This is a genomic window from Pseudomonas brassicacearum subsp. neoaurantiaca, assembly GCF_013608025.1.
Taxonomy (GTDB): domain Bacteria; phylum Pseudomonadota; class Gammaproteobacteria; order Pseudomonadales; family Pseudomonadaceae; genus Aquipseudomonas.
Window position 1 is genome coordinate 1 of record NZ_VDLV01000040.1, and the last position, 3,947, is coordinate 3,947.

4 protein-coding genes are annotated in these 3,947 nt (G+C 61.2%); 2 read left to right on the forward strand and 2 right to left on the reverse strand.

What is annotated here, in order from left to right:
• Positions 1–283: 283 nt before the first annotated feature.
• Together FHK92_RS20230 and FHK92_RS20235 are read right to left on the reverse strand one after the other, a co-directional pair.
• Entirely contained in the window at positions 284–718 is a 435-nt protein-coding gene (locus FHK92_RS20230) for a DcrB-related protein (RefSeq protein ID WP_181289626.1), read from the reverse strand.
• 18 nt (positions 719–736) lie between these two features.
• Positions 737–2,674 carry a type VI secretion system Vgr family protein gene (locus FHK92_RS20235; protein WP_181289627.1) on the reverse strand — a complete coding sequence of 646 codons (1,938 nt, stop codon included), beginning with the start codon at positions 2,672–2,674 and terminating at the stop codon, positions 737–739.
• Between the two features lie 249 nt (positions 2,675–2,923).
• On the opposite strand from FHK92_RS20235, the gene FHK92_RS20240 reads away from it, so the two are divergent.
• Together FHK92_RS20240 and FHK92_RS20245 are read left to right on the forward strand one after the other, a co-directional pair.
• Positions 2,924–3,358, forward strand: coding sequence for a DUF1795 domain-containing protein (locus FHK92_RS20240; protein WP_181289628.1), 435 nt, complete (start codon positions 2,924–2,926; stop codon positions 3,356–3,358).
• A gap of 35 nt (positions 3,359–3,393) precedes the next feature.
• On the forward strand, positions 3,394–3,947 hold a 554-nt coding region (locus tag FHK92_RS20245; protein WP_181289635.1), incomplete at its 3' end, for a PAAR domain-containing protein.

Sequence of the window (3,947 nt, forward strand, 5' to 3'; positions counted from 1 at the left end):
AGGTGCACAAGCCGGCGGATTCTGGCGTAGTTGTAGGCAAAGGCGCAAGGATGTGTGGCTTGGTGGAAGGTTAAGGGACAGCGAATAAACACGCTCTCGGATTCACCCGAAAACCCGTGGCGAGGGAGCTTGCTCCCGCTCGGTTGCGCAGCGACCGCAACCGGTTGATGCGATATTTCTGTAGGACCGCGTCGGTCCTTTTGGGGCTGCTGCGCAGCCCAGCGGGAGCAAGCTCCCTCGCCACGGGCATCATCGTTCATCGCTGATGCGGTTTGGCTGTAGGTCAGGCCGGACCGTCAAACACCAACGACCCCTTGATCGTCGCCCAATGCGCCGCCTCGGCATCGCCCAGCTTTTCGGCCTTCACATAACTCAAGGCAAGCATCTTGCGCGTGCCCGGCAGTACCAGCGCCAACTGATACTGGAACACCTTTTCGTTGCCCTTGTTGAACTGGCTGCGCAATTCGATGGCTTCGACTTCCTGGTTCGCGCCCACGCGCAGCGTTGCGCCCGGTTGGCAGCGCAGGTCCTGGACTTGTTTTTCCAAACGCTTGAGTTGGTCGTCGAGATTGCTTTGCAGGGTTTCGCCCTCGGCGAGCAGGCTGCGGCTGACGATCAGGGACGTGCCCAGTTCGGGGAACTTGAGGATGTTGATCGATGCGTCGAGCAACTCGCTGGGTGGCAGTTGGAGCTGGAATTCGTTGAGGCGGTAAGTCATGGTGCGGGATTCTCGAAGTTAGCCCTTGGGCGCGGGGAATGCGGCGGCGACGTTGGCGTCGATGCTGGCCTTGACGCCCTGGCCGTCCGGCGTGGCGCCGGGGCCGCCGCCGTTGTTCAGGTGCAGCACGCCGCCGGTGTTGAACTCGGCATCGCCGCTGGCGTAGAAGCTGATCTGCACGCCGGACAGGTTGATCTGGCCGCTGGCGTTGAGCTCCAGGATGCTCTCGCCACAGACAAGACGCAGATTCTCGCCCACTTCGATGACGTAGCTCTGGCTGATGCTGTCGGTCTTGCGCTGGCCCACCGAGAGGATGTCTTCCTGTTTGACGATGCGCAGGCGGTTGTTGCCGATGGTCACCGTTTCGTCGTGGCCGATGCTCTTGTTGCGGTCGTGGCCCACCGAATGGCTTTCATCCACCTCGACCACAATGTCCTGGTTGCGCTCGGCGTGGATGTACAACTGCTCGGCGCCTTTCTTGTCTTCCATGCGGATTTCGTTGAAGTTCGCCGGCGAGCCGCCCTTGCTCGAACGGCTCTTCATGCCGCTCTGGGTGGCGTTCTCGGGCAAATCGTACGGCACGGTCTGTTCGGCGTTGTAGACGCGACCGGTGATAATCGGCCGGTCCGGATCGCCCTCGAGGAAGCTGACGATGACTTCCTGGCCGATGCGCGGAATTTGCATCGAGCCCCAATTTTTGCCGGCCCAGGATTGCGACACCCGAATCCAACACGAACTGTTTTCGTTGGATTGGTCGTGGCGGTCCCAATAGAAATGCACCTTCACCCGGCCGAACTGGTCGGTCCAGATTTCCTCGCCCTTGGGCCCGACCACCAATGCGGTTTGCGGACCCTTGACGATGGGCCGGTGGGTGATCGCCATCGGGCGAAAGCTCTGTTGGGCGTCGATGCAGGTCAGGCTGCTTTCGAACTGCGTCGAAGGCGCGCCAACGCCGCTCTCGCCGCTTTCCTGGGACAGGTAATAACGCGCGCCGACGATCAGGTATTCGCGGTTCTGGTCCTGGCGACTGAACCCGGTGAGGCTGAACAGATGCCCCGAGCCCAAGCCTCGGGCGTTACCCGCCAGCTCGACCTGTTCGTGCAAGGTCTGCAAGGCTTCGATGCGGGTGCGGGCGTAGTGTTCGCCGTCTTCGCTCTGCACGTAGGTGCCCGGGTAATCGAACAGCGGATAGTCGCCAGCGGTGTGCGGGCGGGGCATGGCCGAACGTACGTCGATGCGCGCGCTGGGGCGCTGGAAATCGTAGTCGTTGAGTTCCAGCGAGCCCGGCTGGACTTCCTGGGCCAAGTGCCAATCATGAATATGATCGCGCTCGCGCTGCTGCTCGTTCTTCGGATAGTAAGGCACCGATCCGTAGCCGGGCGCGGTGGTGTGGGCGCCGTAGGCGTCGGCCAGCACCAGCACATGGCGGCCCTGTTCATGGCGGAAGAAGTAGTAGATGCCTTCCTGTTCCATCAGGCGACTGACGAAGTCGAAACTCGTCTCGCGGTACTGCACGCAGTATTCCCATTCCCGATACGGGCGGCTCAGGGCATCTTCGAAATCGGAGAAACCCAGGTCACGGAACACTTGCTTGATGATCTGCGGAATGGTCAGGTTCTGGAAAATCCGGCAGTCAGAGGTGCGGGTCAGCAGCCACAGCCATGGTCGCAGCGTGGCTTGGTAACTGGCGAATTGGCCTTGGTCGACGTTCTGGCTGAAGCGCGCCACGATGCCGTGGAAATAGCGCTCGCCACCGCCATCGAGTTGCACGCTCACGCACATCGGTTTGCCGAGGACCTGGTTGAGGTCGATGGCGTTGTCCAGCGAGTGCAACTGCAACTCATAGTTGAACAGCCGCCCCAGCTCTTCGCCGCCGCCCATGTCCTTGAGCAACAGCACCTCGGGTCCCAGGGGGCTGGTGATCTTGGCCAGGCGGGAGGCTTGATTCAATAGCATGGGTCGTCCTTTATCGCTGCCGCAGTCCTTTGGATGCTGCGCAAGATTGCCGGCTTTGGAGGTTGAAGATCAAGCGATCGCACCCTTCGACAGCCCCTGCACAGGCAGGCAATCACCGGAGTAGTGACGCTGGTCGCATAATGTAGTTTGTTACGCCGGGCAGAGGAACCCGGTTCTTGATTGTTGCCAGGCATTACTTGAATATCTGCTCCTTCGCGCGTCACCTCACGTCCATGGAAAGCGATTACTGTGACTTCCTACCGCATTCAAGAAGCCGATCTCGAAATCCCCGATACCTGGCAGGACCAGAGCATCAATATTTTCAAGCTGCCGGCGGTCGGTCCTGCCAAAGAAGCCAGTTTCGTAGTCAGCCGCGACGCCACCCAGGGCGACGCACCCTTTGCCGAATACGTGGATCGCCAGCTCAAGAGCGCCGAGCAGCAATTGCCGGGCTTCAAGCTGGTCCAGCGCTGGGACACGGTCTTGCAGGGGCTCACGACCACGTTGCTCGATTACACCTGGCAACGCGAGGGGCGCGACCTGATGCTGCGCCAGGTGTTTATCGAGCGTAAGCCGGCGGTGCTGATCACCACCTTGACCACGACCCCGAACGATTTCCCCTATCACGAGCCGGCCTGGAAGCTGGCGATGCATTCGTTCAAGCCACAGCCGCCGATCGTCTGAGCATCGACACGTCCCACTGAGTACGCATACACATCATGGATGCACAGGCAGCGGCACGTCTGGGTGACGAAATAGCCCACGGGTTCGGGTTGGCCGCGATGGTCGCCGGCGCCGTGGCCGGTGCCTTGATCGGCGCGGCGGTCGTTGCCGCGACGGTCGCCACCGGCGGTGTGGCCCTGGCGATCATGGCCGGCTCGATTGCCGCCGGCGGCTTGTCGATGTTCCAGATCGTCAAGGGTCTCTCCACCATCTTCAACCTGCCCGAGCCCACGACGGGGGCGCTGATCATGGGCAGCTTCAATGTCTACATCAATGACCGCAATGCCATGCGGGCGGGCGAAGACATTTCGTCGTCCTGCACCGGGCTGCCGATGAACCACCCGATCTGGCCCTTTCCGGTGCTGATCGCCGAAGGCAGCGCCACGGTGTTCATCAACGGCAAGCCTGCCGCGCGCCTGCACAGCAAAATGGTCTGCGGTGCTCACATCAAGACTGGCAGCCCGAACACCTTCATAGGTGGGCCTACAGTGTCGGTGGCGTTTGTGCTGGACCTTGAAGGGTGGATGCATTCCGGGTTGGAAGTGTTGGG

Coding starts and splice junctions, on each gene's coding strand:
- FHK92_RS20230 (WP_181289626.1), bottom strand. CDS start 718: ATGACTTACCGCCTCAACGAATTCCAGCTCCAACTGCCACCCAGCGAG.
- FHK92_RS20235 (WP_181289627.1), bottom strand. CDS start 2,674: ATGCTATTGAATCAAGCCTCCCGCCTGGCCAAGATCACCAGCCCCCTG.